The organism is Curtobacterium sp. BH-2-1-1 (assembly GCF_001806325.1).
In the GTDB taxonomy this organism is placed as follows: Bacteria; Actinomycetota; Actinomycetes; order Actinomycetales; family Microbacteriaceae; genus Curtobacterium.
Map to the genome: position 1 here is coordinate 512,118 of NZ_CP017580.1, position 14,689 is coordinate 526,806.

At 73.1% G+C, this 14,689-nt stretch carries 11 protein-coding genes and 1 tRNA gene; 3 read left to right on the forward strand and 9 right to left on the reverse strand.

Features of this window, described 5'->3' with window-relative positions; translation table 11 throughout:
• Positions 1-205: 205 nt before the first annotated feature.
• Complete coding sequence (locus tag BJK06_RS02325) at positions 206-1,450, reverse strand: aminoglycoside phosphotransferase family protein (protein ID WP_070416540.1); 1,245 nt, start codon at positions 1,448-1,450, stop codon at positions 206-208.
• 80 nt (positions 1,451-1,530) lie between these two features.
• Here BJK06_RS02325 and BJK06_RS02330 point away from each other — a divergent pair, with 80 nt between their 5' ends.
• Positions 1,531-2,625 carry an aromatic acid exporter family protein gene (locus tag BJK06_RS02330; protein WP_070419142.1) on the forward strand — a complete coding sequence of 365 codons (1,095 nt, stop codon included), beginning with the start codon at positions 1,531-1,533 and terminating at the stop codon, positions 2,623-2,625.
• Between the two features lie 103 nt (positions 2,626-2,728).
• Here the strand turns inward: BJK06_RS02330 and BJK06_RS02335 are convergent, their stop codons facing one another.
• The gene (locus BJK06_RS02335) at positions 2,729-3,028 is read right to left on the reverse strand and encodes a hypothetical protein (RefSeq protein WP_139199160.1); all 300 of its coding nucleotides are present in this window, start codon (positions 3,026-3,028) and stop codon (positions 2,729-2,731) included.
• A 216-nt stretch (positions 3,029-3,244) separates the two neighbouring features.
• Here BJK06_RS02335 and BJK06_RS02340 point away from each other — a divergent pair, with 216 nt between their 5' ends.
• Both BJK06_RS02340 and BJK06_RS02345 read left to right on the forward strand, forming a co-directional pair.
• The gene (locus BJK06_RS02340) at positions 3,245-3,922 is read left to right on the forward strand and encodes a response regulator transcription factor (protein ID WP_070416542.1); all 678 of its coding nucleotides are present in this window, start codon (positions 3,245-3,247) and stop codon (positions 3,920-3,922) included.
• Positions 3,919-5,403 carry a cell wall metabolism sensor histidine kinase WalK gene (locus BJK06_RS02345; protein ID WP_083294996.1) on the forward strand — a complete coding sequence of 495 codons (1,485 nt, stop codon included), beginning with the start codon at positions 3,919-3,921 and terminating at the stop codon, positions 5,401-5,403. The genes BJK06_RS02340 and BJK06_RS02345 overlap by 4 nt, the downstream gene beginning before the upstream one ends.
• Before the next feature lie 8 nt (positions 5,404-5,411).
• Here the strand turns inward: BJK06_RS02345 and BJK06_RS02350 are convergent, their stop codons facing one another.
• The 7 genes from BJK06_RS02350 to rsfS all read right to left on the reverse strand — a co-directional run bounded on the left by BJK06_RS02350 (position 5,412) and on the right by rsfS (position 14,676).
• Positions 5,412-8,876 carry an error-prone DNA polymerase gene (locus BJK06_RS02350; RefSeq protein WP_070416543.1) on the reverse strand — a complete coding sequence of 1,155 codons (3,465 nt, stop codon included), beginning with the start codon at positions 8,874-8,876 and terminating at the stop codon, positions 5,412-5,414.
• Between the two features lie 22 nt (positions 8,877-8,898).
• The gene (locus BJK06_RS02355) at positions 8,899-10,509 is read right to left on the reverse strand and encodes a DNA polymerase Y family protein (RefSeq protein ID WP_070419144.1); all 1,611 of its coding nucleotides are present in this window, start codon (positions 10,507-10,509) and stop codon (positions 8,899-8,901) included.
• 113 nt (positions 10,510-10,622) lie between these two features.
• The gene (locus tag BJK06_RS02360; protein WP_181015132.1) at positions 10,623-11,447 is read right to left on the reverse strand and encodes a hypothetical protein; all 825 of its coding nucleotides are present in this window, start codon (positions 11,445-11,447) and stop codon (positions 10,623-10,625) included.
• Positions 11,448-11,579: 132 nt separating this feature from the next.
• Entirely contained in the window at positions 11,580-13,109 is a 1,530-nt protein-coding gene (locus tag BJK06_RS02365; protein ID WP_070416545.1) for an anthranilate synthase component I family protein, read from the reverse strand.
• Complete coding sequence (locus BJK06_RS02370) at positions 13,088-14,011, reverse strand: aldose 1-epimerase family protein (RefSeq protein ID WP_070419145.1); 924 nt, start codon at positions 14,009-14,011, stop codon at positions 13,088-13,090. The genes BJK06_RS02365 and BJK06_RS02370 overlap by 22 nt, the downstream gene beginning before the upstream one ends.
• A gap of 96 nt (positions 14,012-14,107) precedes the next feature.
• A tRNA-Ala gene (locus tag BJK06_RS02375) sits at positions 14,108-14,183 on the reverse strand.
• A gap of 118 nt (positions 14,184-14,301) precedes the next feature.
• Positions 14,302-14,676 carry a ribosome silencing factor gene (gene rsfS, locus BJK06_RS02380; RefSeq protein ID WP_070416546.1) on the reverse strand — a complete coding sequence of 125 codons (375 nt, stop codon included), beginning with the start codon at positions 14,674-14,676 and terminating at the stop codon, positions 14,302-14,304.
• Between the last annotated feature and the right edge of the window lie 13 nt (positions 14,677-14,689).

A 14,689-nucleotide genomic window follows, 5' to 3' on the forward strand; every position in this document is an offset into this window, starting at 1 on the left:
GTCGGTCAAGTGACCGACTGCTGCGTCCGGAATCGACGCGGCACGCGGGAACGCGGTGCGTGCGCGCTCAGTTTACTCCCCGACCACCGACGGAGGCGACTCGACGACGCCCGCGCGAGTCGCGCCTCCTGGGATCCGCCTGCTGTCGGGTCCAGGAGGCGCGGTGCGGACCCGTCCCGCGACCTGCGTCGCGCAGGTGGTCGCGTCAGGCCTGTGGTGCGGAGCGCGGGCGGAGGAGCCCGTCGGACGGGACGATCGGCGTCGCCTCCGCGAGGGCCGCCTGCGTCGCCGCCAGCAGCTCCTCCGCGGTGTGGATGCCGTTCGCGGAACCGGTCGTGGCCTGGCCGCCGGCGTGCGCGAGCAGTTGCGCGCCGATCGCCGGGCCGATCCGGTCCGACTGGTCGGGGTTGCGCGCGATCCAGTCGCGCGCGACGGCGTCGGCGAGGCGTTCCGCGGCCGCCCCGCGCTCCGCGTCGCCGCGCGACCGGTGCCACAGCCCCGTGACGACGAGGTGCGCCACCACGGCACCGATGTCGCGCACCGGGTAACCCCAGCCCGCCGTGTCGATGTCGAGCAGGCCGGAGATGCGCCACGGCTCGTCCTCGTCGACGAAGACCTGCTCGAGGTGCAGGTCGCCGTGCACGACCTGCTTCGTGGCCGTCGCCCAGCCGATCGAGCGTCGTCCGATGGCGTCGTAGAGCGCGTCGATCTCCTCGGCGTCCTGCGGCAGCGCGGCGACGAGGGTGCGGCGGTGCCAGTCGGCGTGGTCCATCGCGTCGGCGCGGGCCTGCTGCGTCATCGGGACCGTCGCGATCCGCCCGGTGAGCGCGGCGAGGGAGGCCACGAAGCGCGGGTCGTCCGCGATCTCGAGGATGCGGCTGCCGGCGGGGACCCCGCGGATGCGTTCGAGGACGAGCAGGCCGTCCCCACGGCTCGACAACACCCGCGGCACCGGCAGTCCGGCGGCGACGAACTGCTCGTGCGACTTCTCGATCGGGGCCACCCGGTGCGGACGCACGACCTTGAGGAAGAGGGTCCCCTCGGCGGCGTCGACCCGCACCACGGCACGCTTGCCCGGTCGGTACGCCGCGACCGTGAGGGTCGGGTCGGTGACCGGCATGCCGAGCGTCGTGAGGAGCTCGGCGACGGCGTCGCGGTACGTCACCTGGGGCAGCACCGGCAGCCCGGGGTCGTTCGGGTACGCCCACACCGAGACCGGCTCGCCCGTCGCGGGGTCGGTGACGATCGCGCTGTTCTGGTCGTGGGTCCCGCCGGTGTCGACGTAGGTCAGGACCGTGGCGCGCTGGCCGTTGCGGTCCACGGTGTCGACCTCGTAGCCGTACAGGTAGCCGTTGCCCGAGGGTTCGACCGAGTGCGCGCGTGCGGCCACCACGGAGGTCCCGGAGCCGGCGAAGGCCTGCGGGATGACGCGCTCATGGTTGGGCCACACGAGACCAGTCAACCGGACGGGGCGGGATTCGTCGCGTTCGTGCACGGCTCGGCGCGCGCACCGTGGCTACCGTGGTCGTCGTGAACCCGGTCGCGCGTCTCCGCAGCTCCAGTCGCACGCCGTTCCTGCAGGTCGTCAAGACCGCGGTCGCGGTGGTCGCCGCCGTGCTGCTGTGCCGGGTGTTCATCGACGGCCCGTTCCCGACCTTCGCCGCGATCGCCGCGCTCCTCGTGGTGCAGCCGAGCATCAACCAGTCGTTCGTGAAAGGACTCGAGCGCAGTGCCGGGGTCGTCCTCGGCGTCGTGCTCGCCACCGGGTTCCACCTGCTGCTCGGCGACACCGTGTGGGTCGTCCTCCTCGTCATCGTGCTCGCGATCCTCATCGCGTGGGCACTGCGGCTCACCCCGACCTCGGCGACGCAGGTCGGCATCAGCGGCATGCTCGTGCTGACCGCGGGCGTCGTCACGCCGAACTACTCGGCCGACCGGATCCTCGAGACCGTCCTCGGGGCGATCGTCGCCCTGATCGTGAACGCGCTCATCGTGCCGCCGGTGCTGCTCGGTCCGGCGCACCTCGCGGTCGCACGGCTCGCCCGGGACACCGCCGCCGCGTTCGAGCGGGTGGCGATCGGGCTCACCGAGGGGTGGGACCAGGACCGCTGGCACGAGGCGCTCCTGCAGGCCCGGGCGCTCCGGCAGCAGCACGCCCGCGCCGAGGCGTCGCTCACCGCGGCCCGGGAATCCCTCACGATGAACCCGCGCGGCGGCCGGCACCGGACCGTCCTCGACGAGGACATCGTCGTGGCCGAACACCTGCGTGTGCTCGTCACCCGGGTCACCGGCATGACCCGGGCGATCCAGGACAACACGGCACCCGACCTCCGGGCCGACCCCGTCGTCGGCAGCATCGCCACCGAGGTCGCCCGGATCGCGGCCGACGTCCGGGCGCTCAGTGCCCGGGTCGCCGCGAAGGAGGTGCCCGTGTCGACCGCCGCGTCCCCTCGGCCCCGGTGGTCGGTGCCGACGTCGCCGCAGCACGACGAGGACGTCGCGGAGCCTGCACTCACGGCGCCGCTCGAGGTGATCCGGCCGAACTCGCGGCACTGGATCCTGATCGGGGCGCTGCTCGAGGACATCCGGCGCGTGCGCGAGGAGCTGCTCGGCGAGGACGACTGACGCGGAACGTGGGCGTGCGCGTGCGCGTGCGCGTGCGCGCTCGTGGCGCGTCAGCGCGCGGCGGGCACCGCCTTGCTCACCGGCACGCGGCGGGCGTCGCGCGTCAGCGTGCGGCCGACGCTGCCTCGGCCGCGGAGTGCACGATGTCGTCCCAGATCGTCGCCGTCGGCACGGTCGAGTCGCTCGAGACGACCTCGACGCTCGCGAACCGGCTGATCTCGGCCACGACGGCATCGGCCCCCGCGGCACGAGCAGCGACGCTCGCGATGTCCGGGACCGCCGCCCGGAGCTCGGCGACCACACGGTCGCGGCTGTCGTCCTCCATGTCGCCGAGCACGCCGATGCCCTTCCAAGCGGCGTCGAGCTCGGCACGCAGACGGACGAGGGCCGGGTGTTCCGGCATGTCGTTCATGGTGCCCCCACTGCGGATGTGACGTCGGGTACGCCGCTTCCGGTGCGCGAGCATAGCAACGAAGCAAGCAGTCCTCACGTCCCACGAACGGGGGACAGACCGTTCTACCTGTCCGACCGCCGTGACTGTGACGAGATTCAGCGAGTTCAGCCGTGGGATCTCCCGCATGTACAGGTTCGATGCCACGATGGGGTCGAGGAGGTCGCTATGCGCCTGTTGGTGGTCGAGGACGATGACGAGATGCGCGCGCTCATGGAACGTGGGCTCGCGGCAGAGGGGTACCGCGTCACCGCGGTCGAGAACGGGGTCGAGGCGCTGATCGCGCTCGGCGACCAGGCGTTCGACCTGGCCGTCGTGGACGTCATGATGCCCGGCATGTCCGGCTTCGAGCTCGCCCGCCGCATCCGCGAGCGCGAGGACCCGGTCCGGATCCTCCTCGTGACCGCGCGGGACGCCGTGGACGACCGGGTGTTCGGCCTCGACGCCGGCGCCGACGACTACCTCACGAAGCCGTTCGCCTTCGCCGAGCTCACCGCGCGCCTCCGCGCCCTCGGCCGTCGCGAGTCCGCCGGCGCCCCGCGCACCATCGAGGTGGGCGACGTCGCGATCGACTCCGAGGCCCGTCGCATCCTGATCAAGGGGCAGCGGGTGGCCGTGAGCCCCACCGAGTTCGCGCTCCTCCGGCTGCTCGCACGGTCGGTGGGCACCGTGGTCGACCGCCCGAAGATCCTCGAAGAGGTCTGGGACGGCTCGCAGCACGTCGACCCGAACGTCGTCGAGCAGTACATCTCGTACCTCCGCAAGAAGCTGACCTCGCACGAGGCGACGGTCGCGATCTCCACCGTGCGCGGCCGCGGCTACCGGCTCGATCTGCTCGGAGCGTGACCGGTTCCGGGCGTGGCCTGATCCGTCCGCTGCGGAACCTGTCGCTCCGCGCTCGGATCACCATCGGGTCCACGGCGATCGCGGCGGTGGTCATCGTGCTGCTCGTGCTCGTCATGCGGTTCCAGGTGGTCAGCGTCGTCGCGAGTGCCACGCGCACCCTGCTCGACGCGGACGCCGACCCGTACGTGGCCACGCTCGAGGTCGACAGCGATCCCGACCTGTCCCCGCCGGGCAACGCGCAGCTCGTGGCCGTGGTCTCGCCGTCCGGTGACATCGCCCTGTCGACCATGCCGCCTCGCGTCGAGCGCGCGCTCGGCAGCCTCACCGAGACGAAGGCCGGGACGTCCCTCATCCGGGTCGCCGGCTCGGAGTACCGCGTCGTCGTCGAGCACCCCGTCAACCAGGCGGGTCGGTGGACGGTCGTGGCGGCCCGCAACTCGCAGGCCGAGGCGATCGTCGTCGACGACCTGACCTCGACGCTGTCGCTCACCGGACTCGCGATCCTGGTCGCGTTCGGCGTCGCCTCGTGGGTGCTCGCGACCGCCGCCCTGCGCCCGGTGAACCGGATGCGCCGCGAGGCCGAGCGCCTCTCCGTCGCCCCCGAGCGCGCCGAGCTGCCGGTCGGTCCGGCCCAGGACGAACTCGCGTCGCTGGCGACGACCCTCAACGCCTTCCTCGCCCGCACACGCCAGGCCACCGAACGCGAGCGCCAGATGGTCTCGGACGCGAGCCACGAACTCCGCACACCCCTCGCGATCCTGACGACCCAGCTCGACCTGGCGTCCCTCGACGGGGACGACGCGGCCGCCCTCGCCGCCCACATCGAACGCGCGAAGCTCAGTGTCGCGCGGCTGTCCCGCCTGGCGAACGACCTGCTCGCGCTGTCGCGCATCGAGGAGTCCGAGCGCCGCGAACAGGACGGCGCCGAGCAGCAGCCCACGGGCTGGTCGGACCTCGGCGACGAGGTCATGAGTGCCGTCGACCGCGTCCGGCTCATCGCGTCCGCCAAGGACATCACCGTCGACTTCGACCTGGAGTCCCCGGTCGCCGTCGGGGGTTCCGGCCCGGGCATCGGCGGCGGCACCGTGGAACCGCGGTACCGACTCGACACCGGTGGCATGGCGCAGCTCGTCACGAACATCGCCGGCAACGCGGTCTCGGCACTCCCCCGCGGCGGCGGCGTCTTCGTCTCGTGGCGCAGTGCCGGCGGCGAGGGGATCCTGCAGATCACGGACGACGGCCCCGGCGTGCCGGAATCGTTCATCCCCGTCGCCTTCGACCGGTTCACCCGCCCCGACGAGGCCCGGAAGTCCCGCCCGAACCCCGACCCCGCGACCGGCACGATCCCCCTGCCGGGTGGTTCCGGACTCGGGCTCGCGATCGTGCGGGCCGTGGCGGAGCGTGCGGGCGGGACGGCGTCGCTCCGGAACGTGCGGTCCGGCGGGCTCGAGGTCACGATCCGCATCCCCGAGGTGCAGTAGCCGGTCGGTCACTGGAAATCCCTCGACCGGGTGCGGACCGACAGGGACAGGTGTTCGATCCGGTCGGCCACCAGGTTCACGACCCCGTCCGGCGACCGCTCGAGGATCCCCCGCACGATCACGGCCGGCGCCTCGCGCGCGACCCGTCGGTACCGCCCCCACACCCCGACGCTGCAGATCACGTTCACCAACCCGGTCTCGTCCTCGACGTTCATGAACGTGATGCCGGACGCCGTCGCCGGACGCTGCCGGTGCGTCACGATCCCTCCGACCTCGACCCGCCGTCCGGTCTCGGCCGTCGCGGTGTCCTGGACGCTGAGCACCCCGCGGGCCACGAGGCCGTCACGGACGTACCGCACGGGATGGTCGTCCGTCGTCATCCCCGTCGACCACATGTCCGCGATGAGGACGTCACCGCTGGTCATCTGCCCGAACAGCGGCGGCTGCACCGTCACCTGGGTGTCGGGCAGCTGGTCGGGACGCTCGGCCGCGGCCTGTGCTGCCGACCACATCCCACCGCGCCGGTCGACCCCGATCGACGCGAAGGCGTCGGCGGCGGCGAGCGCCTCGAGCTGCGCCGTGGTCAGCCCGACACGGCGAGCGAGGTCGGACATGTCGGTGAAGGGACCGTGGGCATCCCGCTCGGCGACGATCTTCTCGGCGCTCTTCCGGCCGAGCGAGGAGACCTCGGCCAATCCGAGGCGGACCGCGAAGGCGCCGTCCCGCCGGTGCCGCGCCGTGTCGTCGGGCGTGGCCTTGTCGAACGGCAGCACCGGGGGTTGTTCCTCGGCCAGGCAGTCGTCGTGACCCGTCGCGTGGACGTGCGCCGCGCCTCCTGGACCACCGTCGGCGTCGTCGTCGGCGGCGTCGTCGTGCAGCGGCTCCAACGTGGCGTCCACGCCGGAGCGCAGGATGTCCGGTCGCAGGACGGTGACCCCGTGCCGTCGGGCGTCGGCCACCAGGGTCTGGGGTGAGTAGAACCCCATCGGCTGCGCACGGAGCAGCGCCGCGAGGAAGGCGCCGGGGTAGTGCAGCCGCATCCACGCGCTCGCGTAGACGATGAGCGCGAAGCTGATGGAGTGGCTCTCCGCGAAGCCGAAGTTCGCGAACGCCTGGATCTTGGCGTAGATGGCGTCGGCGTCCTCGCCGTGGATGTCGTTCGCGGCCATCCCGGCGTAGAGCTTCTCGCGGAGCCGGTCGATCTTCTCGTGCCCGCGCTTCGACCCCATCGCACGCCGGAGCAGGTCGGCGTCGTCCCCCGAGCACCCGCCCACCGCGATCGCCATCTGCATCAGTTGTTCCTGGAAGAGCGGGACGCCGAGGGTCCGCTCGAGCACGGGTTCGAGCGACGGGTGGATGTACGTGATCGGCTCTTCGCCCGTGCGCCGCCGGATGTACGGGTGGACCGCGCCGCCCTGGATCGGCCCGGGGCGCACCAGGGCGACCTCGATCACGAGGTCGTAGAAGCGCCGCGGCAGCAGTCGGGGCAGCGTCCCCATCTGCGCTCGGGACTCCACTTGGAACACCCCGATGGTGTCCGCGCGGCACAGCTGGTCGTAGACGCCCTGTTCCTCCTTCGGGATGGAGTGCATGTCCCACCGCTCCCCGCAGTGCTCGTCGGCGAGGTCGAACGAGTACTGCAGCGCGGCGAGCATGCCGAGCCCGAGCATGTCGAACTTCACGAGGCCCATGTAGGCGCAGTCGTCCTTGTCCCACTGCAGCACCGTCCGGCCGTCCATGCGGGCGTGCTCGATCGGTACGACCTCGCCCACGGGCCGGTCGGTGAGGACCATGCCGCCGGAGTGGATGCCGAGGTGCCGGGGGAACCCGAGCACCTGCTGCGCCATGTCGACCACGGTGTCCGGGATGTCGTGGTCTTGGCTCTCGGTCACCGAGCCCCAGCGTTCGACCTGCTTCGACCAGGCGTCCTGCTGCCCGGGGCTGTGGCCGAGCGCCTTCGCCATGTCCCGCACGGCGCCCTTCGGCCGGTAGGTGATGACGTTCGCGACCTGTGCGGCGTTGAACCGGCCGTACTTCTCGTAGACGTACTGGATGACCTCTTCACGTCGGTCGGAGTCGAAGTCGACGTCGATGTCGGGTTCCTCGTCGCGCATGGCCGACAGGAAGCGTTCGAACGGCAGCCCGTAGCGGATCGAGTCGACCGCGGTGATCTCGAGCAGGTAGCAGACCGCCGAGTTCGCCGCCGAGCCGCGGCCCTGGCAGAGGATGCCGCGCTCCCGGGCGTACTGCACCATGTCCCGCACGATGAGGAAGTAGCCGGGGAAGTCCTTGTCCTCGATCACCGACAGCTCGCGTTCGATGCGCTCGCGCTTCTGCGGGTCGACACCGTCGGCGCTGCCGGGGTAGAACCGGCGGGCGCCGCGCCAGGTGAGTTCCCGCAGCCAGGACATCGTGGTGTGCCCGTCGGGGACGTCGATGTCGGGCAACCCGGGCTTGACCGTCTTCAGCCGGAACCCGAGCTCGTCGGCGAGTTCGACGCTGTGCTCGATCGCCCCGGGGTAGCGGGCGAACCGCCGGGTCATCTCGGCCCCCGAGCGGAGGTGGGCCGTCGGTGCGGCCGGCAGCCAGCCGTCGATCTCGTCGAGACTGCGGCGGGCCCGGACCGCGGCGAGCGCCGTCGCCACCGGGAAGCGGTCCGGGGTGGCGTAGTGCACGTTGCCCGTGGCCACCGTGGGCAGCGCGTGCTTCGCGGCGAGGGCGGCCAGGGCGTCGTTCCGCGCGGTGTCCATCGGGTCGCCGTGGTCGGTGAGCTCGACGACGACCCCCGCCGTGCCGAACCGGTCGAGCAGGGCGCGCAGGGCGTCCTCGGCCGCGGACTCGCCCCCGCGCTCGAGCGCCTGCCGGACGGCCCCCTTGCGGCACCCGGTCAGGACGCGCCAGTGCCCGTCCGATCGTGCTGCGAGGTCGTCGAGGTCGTACCGGGGTCGTCCCTTCTCGGCGCCGGCGGCCAGGTGCGCCCGGGTGACGGCACCGGCGAGCCGGTGGTACCCGTCCTGCCCGTCCGCCAGCAGGAGCAGGTGCGTGCCCTCGGGGTCGGGTACGCCGTTCTGCGGTTCGGTCAGCCCGAGGGACAGCTCGGTGCCGTACACCGTGGCGACGGTCGGGTAGGCCTCGGCCACCTCGGCCATGCGCGCGGCACCGTAGAAACCGTCGTGGTCGGTGAGGGCGAGCCCGTGCAGGTGCAACCGAGCGGCCTCTTCGAAGAGCTGTTCCGGGCCGCTCGCGCCGTCGAGGAAGCTGAACGTCGAGTGCGCGTGCAGCTCGGCGTACGGCACGACCGGCACGTTCGTGTCGTCGGCCACCGGCGGGGTCGTCGGCGCGTAGGGCTCGCGCTTGCGGGACCACGCGGGGCTGTCCCCGCCGTCGCCGTCGTGCGTGCTGCCGGGGCTCCGCTTGTCGGACAGCGCACGTTCGAACTGGGACCACGGGATCGGCGGGTTGCTGTACCCCATCAGTGTTCCCCCGTCCGGGCGGTCACGTCGCCACCGCCTCGGCCCACCACCGGTGGTCGGCGAGCACGAGGTACCACGCACGTCCGTCGGCGTCGACGAGCTGCAACCGGTGGAGTCGGCGTCCGCCGGCCTCCCACCAGCGCACGACGAGCGGCCACGGTCCGGCCCACGCGGTCACGGCGTCGAACCGGCCACCACGCTCCCCCTCGGCACGGAACCGTTCCGGGACCCCGGTGAGGACGCCGCGGTCGTCGACGTCGACGGTGCCGCCGTCGCCGGTGACGACGTCCACCGGGCGCGGACGGTCGAGCACGGTCGCCGGCGGCGGACCGGGAAGCTTGCCGGGCCACGGGCGGTCGCGGACGGTCGCCAGCGCACGCTCGCCACCGGCGGGAGCGTCGCCCCACGGCACGAGCACCACGCGTTCGGCCAGGGTGCGCCCGCCGCCGATCCGTGGCGTGACCACCCCGTCGTGCCCGACCAGTCCCTGCACGCGGGCGAGACCGTGGTGCACGCGTTCGTCCGGTCCGGTCCCCCAGAGCCCGCGTTCGTGGTTCGCCATGTCGTCGACCGCGACGGGCTCGAGCACCACCTGGACGACCGGCGCCTCGAGCCCGGTCGGGTCCACCCCGCCGGCGAGCTGCCAGCGCACCCGGTCCACCACGTCGGCGGCGTCGAACCACCGCGGGTGCACCCACGTGCGCTCGAGCAGGATGTCCCGCTCGTCGACGATGCCGACCCGGATCGTGGTGGCGACGAGTCCAGCTGCCCGGAGGCGTGCGGCGAAGTCGTCGGCGGAGCGACGGAACGCGAACGCGATCTGGTCGGCGCGGTCGAGCGGAGGTTCGAACGACGCCTCGACCCGGAGTTCGGGCGGGACCGCGCGCGCCGCGACCTCTCGCGGGTCACGACCGCCGGCGAGCCGGTGCAGGAACGCCCCGGCGAGTCCGAACCGGTCGCGCACCTGTTCGTCGGCCAGCGCGGCGAACTCGCCGAGGGTCTGGATGCCGAGGCGCCCGAGCAGCATCGCGAGGTCGGCGTCGCCGAGCACGCCGAGCGGCAGCCCGGCCAGGAACGGCGCCGAGCCGTCGACGGGCACGATCCGCACCCGCTCCCCCGGACGTGCCGGGCGAGCCCGTGCGGCCTGTTCGGCGGCGAACGGGGTGTCCGCGACGCCGGCGCGCACCCCGGGAGCGCCGTGGTCGGCAGCGATGCCGGCGAGGGTCGCCGCGGCGGCTCGTTCTCCGCCGTAGTACCGGGCCGGCCCGCGGGACCGCAGCGCGAGGGTGCCCGGGCGGAGGACCTCGACACCGGGGACCGCCGCCTCGACCGCGCGGATGACCGGTTCGAACGCCCGGTGGTCGAGCGCGTCGTCGTAGGGCTGGACGACGAGCTCGGGGCAGCGCGCCTGTGCCTCGCGCACGCGGAGCCCCCGGACCACGCCGTGCTGCCGGGCACTGGCGGAACTGGCGTACACCTGGCCCTTCACCACGAGGGCGAACGGGTGGTCCGGCGGCGACCCGGCAGCGCGAGCGGCCGCGATCACCGGCCAGTCCGGGCACCACAGCACGATCGTCCGGGTCGGCGGGGGCTCGGGCAGCGCCCCACCGCGGGCGAGTGCGTCGGCTCGGATCGACCGCGCATCGGGCACGCCCGCCGCACCCGCGCCGGCCCCGGGCCCGCGTCCGGCGAGGGCACCGGTGACCCGGGACCCGGTCGTCCGGGTCCGGCCGCCGCCACGGGGGCTCACGACGCCACCGCCACGGGACGCAGCACGGGTGTCGTCCGGCCGGGGCCGGACGCCGCAGCGGTGGGGACGGCGGCCCGGACCGTGCCGTCCGCCGCGGGCAGCAGCAGGTCGGCGTCCACCGGTCGGCCCGCTCCGGCACGACCGGACGCCGACACCGTGACCCGTCGTTCCGTCAGGAAGCCGTGCCCGTCCCCGATGCCGCTCCACTCGGACCGGGTCACCCGCAGCGAGACGTCGGCCCCGGGCCAGGACCCGAGCGCGACGAGCGCACCACCACGCTGACGCAGCCGTGCCGACAGCCGGGAGACGTCGCCGGGAACCACCCGACCGAGCGGACGGGTGAGGACGATCTGGGCGACGTCCGCCAGCGCGGCCGTCACGGTGAGCCACTGGTCGCCCGGGTCCGGCACGAGCACGAGCCGTTCGAGGTCGATGCCGGCCGCGGCCGCTGCCTCGACCCCGAAGGACGGCACCCCCACCACCGCGCACCAGGCACCGGCGGCCGAGGCGGCCTGCAGCATCGTCATCGCGAGGAGTACCGACTCGTGCACCGAGTAGGACCCGCCCACGCGGATCGCACCACCCGGCAGGAGCGGTGCGAGCGCCTCGGCCGTGGGCAGCCCCTCGGTGTCGACCCGGGTGGACTCCATCTCGGCCACACGCGACCGCAGCGAGGTGATCCGTTCGAGTGCGGCGCGGGCGTCACCGAGGTGGTCGACCCGCCGCACCGGCCGGGCAGGACCGGGCCGCCCGGTCGGCTCTCCGTGAGCCCCGGGCGATCGGAGTGCCGCCGCCGTCTGCATGCCCTCATATTCGAACATGTGTTCGATGATGTCAATCGGGTCCGACATCCTGTGGACAGTTGCTTCGAACACGCGTTCGACACGCCGTGTGAGCGGTGGATCAGCGCCCTGTGGAGGAGTGATCCGGCACCGCCGCCCGACGATCCGCCGTCACCAGCGGGCGACGGCCCCCACACCGGCGAGCACCGAGCGCGTCTTCGTCTCGACCTCGTCCGCCTCGTCCGCGGCGACCGACGACCACGTCACCGCGCCGCCGGCACCGAACGACCGCGACCGCACCGTGCCCCGGTCGTCGATGACCGTCACCAGTGTGCGGATCACCACCGACAGGTCGACCGCGCCGCTGGCCGAGAAGTACCCGATCGCACCCGAGTACAGCCCGCGAGGCCCGTCCTCGAGCCGATCCGCGATCCCCATGGCACTGATCTTCGGCGCGCCGGTCATCGACCCCGGCGGGAAGGCGGCGTGCACCACGGCTGCCCGCGACGTCCCCGCGGGCAGGACCGCACCGATCGTCGACACCATCTGGTGCACGCTCGCGTACGTCTCGACGTCGCAGAGCCGGTCGACGTGCACCGACCCCGGTACCGCCGTCCGGAGCAGGTCGTTCCGGAGCAGGTCGACGATCATGACGTTCTCGGCTCGGTCCTTCGCGCTCACGGCGAGTCCGGCGCGGACCGCTTCGTCCTCCACAGGGTCGTCGGAGCGCCGTCGGGTCCCCTTGATCGGCTCCGCGGACACCGTCCCGGACGCATCGATCCGCAGGAACCGCTCAGGAGACCGGCTCGCCACGCGCAGCGGGCCGAGCCGCAGGTACGCACCGAACGGGACGGGGTCCGCCGCGCGCAGCCGCAGGTACTCGGTCAGGTGGGGGTCCCTGGCGGGGCCCCGCCGCGCCTCCTGGACCGGCGGCACCGCGAAGGCGGTCGTGAGGCACACCTGGAACGCGTTGCCCGCACGGATCTCCGCGCGGCACGCGTCCACCGCCGTCTCGTAGGCGGCGCGCGTGACGCGCCCGGTCGCCGGAGCGGGGCCCGGGAGGAACGGGGCCACGTCGTCGACGTCGACCCGCGTGACCGGGGCGGTCACCGTCTCCAGCCATGCGCAGTTCCGCGCGCTGGCCTCGGGTTCCGCATCGCTCGCCAGGGCGAGTGCCCAGGCGTCACCGGCGGCGTCGACGACCACCGCGCGGTCGACGAACCGCAGGTCCGCGTCCGCGTGCCCCTCGGCCGTCCGGTCGACGCCGCCCGACTCGCGCCCGAGCTCGTAGCCGAGGAACCCGACCCAGCCGAGCGCGAAGCCGCAGCCCGCGACCGGTTCCGGCAGCACCGGGGTGCGCGCGAGCAACTCGGTGAGGACCGCGAAGGCGGGTCGGTCCGATCCCTCGGCGGTCGCGACGCCCCCGAACCACGATCGGGACGCCGGGGTCGTCTCGACGAACGCCCGTCGCGTCTCGTGCCGGAACCGCGCTGCGAACGGGCCGTCCGTCAGCGCCAGGACCGACCACCGGGCACGGGCATGCGCGGTCGGGGGTGAACCGGCCGGCAGCGAGGAGTCGAGCCAGACCACGTCGGCGCCGGACGCGGCGGCGAGGGCGCCGAGGTCGGGAGTCGACGGCAGCCGCCGGACCTCGATCCGGGCGGACGCGGGTGCTGCCGTCAGACCGCCGCGATCGTCCACGAGGCCGCCGACGAGGACCCGGGCTCGAGCACGACGAGTCCGGCGTCGGACCCGGCGTTGAAGGCGTCCGGCGCACAGGTCATCGGCTCGACCGCGAGACCCGCACGGTGGTACTCCGGCACGACGTGGTCGGCGGTGTGCACCTGCGCCCACCCGCACTCCGGGCCGAACGAGGCACGGACACCGCGGCCGTCGGCGGCGGTGAGGACGATCGTCGCGGTGCCGTCGGCGTCGCGGTCGAACCCGGTGAAGGCGTGGTCGATGAACCGGTCGCCGATGCGCGTCGCGGAGCGCAGGTCGAACTCGTCGTGCACCGGCGCGAGGCCCGTCGGGACGAGGCGGTCCTCGGTGACCTCGAGCACCTCGGCCGCGGGCAGCGTCAGGGTCCAGTCGTCGACACGACCCTCGCCGGCGACGAGGTACGGGTGCGGACCGGTCCCCCACGGTGCCGCGTCGGCACCGGTGTTCGTGCCGGTGATCGTCGTGTGCAACCCGTCGGCGTCGACGCGGTACTCGACCAGTACCTCGACGCGGAACGGGTACCCGTCCTGGGCGGGCACGGTCGTGGCGAGGACCGCGCGGTCCGGTTCGTGCGCGACGATCCGGAAGTCGGTCCAGGCGACCAGTCCGTGCAGCGCGTGCTGTCGCTTCGGCTCGGTCAGCGCGAGCTCGTGCTCGGTCCCGCCGAACGTGTACTTCCCGTCGACGACCCGGTTCGGCCACGGCGCCAGGACGGCTCCGCGGAAGGCCGGGCGGACCTCGTCGGCGTCGAACGGCACGACCAGGTCGCGTCCCTCGAACCGGAACGTCCGCAGTGTCGCCCCCACCGAGGCGATCTCGGCCGTGTAGCCGCCGGCGGTGATCGTCAGGGCGGAACCAGACAGGGGTGCGTCGCTGCTCATGCGCTCAGCGTACTGGGGACGCGGGAGCCGGATCACCTCGGGCGCGCGTCCCCGGAACGAGAAGACCCCCGCGGTTCCGGAGAACCGCGGGGGTGATGGTGGATCTGAGGGGACTCGAACCCCTGACCCCCTGCATGCCATGCAGGTGCGCTACCAGCTGCGCCACAGACCCGAAGTGTTGGTGTTCCCACCGACTTCAGTGTGCCCCCGTTCCCCGGAGGCACCATAGAAGCGTACACCATGCGAACGCCGGGTGACGAAATCGTCGCCGCCACCCGGGCGCGTCGCACCTACGCGGTGTGGTCCACCGGGAGCTCGAGCGGGATGGTCGGGCAGTCCGACCAGAGACGCTCGAGCGAGTAGTACTGGCGGTCTTCTTCGTGGAAGACGTGCACGACGATGTCGCCGAAGTCGATGAGGACCCAGCGGCCCTCGCTCCGGCCTTCACGACGGAGCGGCTTGGCCCCGGCTTCGAGGAGGCGCTCTTCGATCTCGTCCGCGATGGCGAGCACGTTGCGCTCGTTCCGGCCGGTCGCGAGCAGGAACACGTCGGTGAGCTGCAGCGGCCCGGTCACGTCGAGGGCGACGAGGTCCTCGGCCTGCTTGGCGTCGGCCGCCTGGGCGGCGATCTGCACGAGTTCCACTGCGCGTGAGGAGGCGGTCACGGATTCCTTCCGG

Coding starts and splice junctions, on each gene's coding strand:
- BJK06_RS02350 (WP_070416543.1), bottom strand. CDS start 8,876: ATGGGGTACAGCAACCCGCCGATCCCGTGGTCCCAGTTCGAACGTGCG.
- BJK06_RS02370 (WP_070419145.1), bottom strand. CDS start 14,011: ATGAGCAGCGACGCACCCCTGTCTGGTTCCGCCCTGACGATCACCGCC.
- BJK06_RS02340 (WP_070416542.1), top strand. CDS start 3,245: ATGCGCCTGTTGGTGGTCGAGGACGATGACGAGATGCGCGCGCTCATG.
- BJK06_RS02360 (WP_181015132.1), bottom strand. CDS start 11,447: ATGTTCGAATATGAGGGCATGCAGACGGCGGCGGCACTCCGATCGCCC.
- BJK06_RS02335 (WP_139199160.1), bottom strand. CDS start 3,028: ATGCCGGAACACCCGGCCCTCGTCCGTCTGCGTGCCGAGCTCGACGCC.